An 805-nucleotide genomic window follows, 5' to 3' on the forward strand; every position below is an offset into this window, starting at 1 on the left:
AAAAACGAGCAGCTGGGGTTTGATTTTGAGGAAGAAATTGAGATGGGTGAGTTGTTTTGAGAAGTAATTAAGGATATTAAAAACGCCGATACTATCCTCAGAATGCTTTAAGTTTCGCTAAAATATAAGTTTGATAAACTAACAATAAAAACAATAACTAAGTCAATACCTGTATTATACCTATTAGCTCGACATTCACTTTATTAAGTTGTTGTAGTTTTCCACAACTTAGGGTCAGTACTGAAACCCAGCGCTTTAACTTTTTGTAGTTCACTAAAGTTAGAAGGAAGCTTTTCGAACACTTCAGCTAAAGTATCGTTGAATGCTTTTAACTCAAAATTTGTTTTAATGCCTTCTTGCCAATTATTCCAAGTCTTCTTACTAACTCGGTTAGACATACGTAAATAGATTTGTTCGTTGCATAAGTCCATATAATTATATATTTCGTTATGAACAGCACTTGCTTCAGTTGAAGGGACTTCTTCACCAATCAAAGCCTTATAAGGTATACGCTGAATTATATCTCGATATTCTTTGTTGATTGAATCTTCGAATAATACTCTCTGTTGTATGTTACTTCGCTTTATTTGATAAGCAGCAACACCTACACCAAAGACAGTGGCGTACGGAACCAAAACATTCAGAACTTCGATAATAACAGTTATCAAGTTAATAATAATTGACTCCTAGAAATAAGAATAGGCATATTATAAATAAAATTGGTCGCTATCGTAATGACTCATCATTTAAAGACTAACAAACTATAAAGCTAATAATATGACAGACAAGCCTAGTCGACCATTTC

At 32.9% G+C, this 805-nt stretch carries 1 protein-coding gene; it reads right to left on the minus strand.

All coding sequences use genetic code 11. The features are described from left to right. Positions 1-203 precede the first annotated feature (203 nt). Positions 204-668, minus strand: a complete 465-nt coding sequence (locus ACT3QN_RS13660) for a hypothetical protein (protein ID WP_444523019.1) — start codon at positions 666-668, stop codon at positions 204-206. Between the last annotated feature and the right edge of the window lie 137 nt (positions 669-805).

It is taken from the genome of Psychrobacter sp. AOP7-C1-14 (assembly GCF_052376135.1).
Lineage (GTDB): Bacteria > Pseudomonadota > Gammaproteobacteria > Pseudomonadales > Moraxellaceae > Psychrobacter.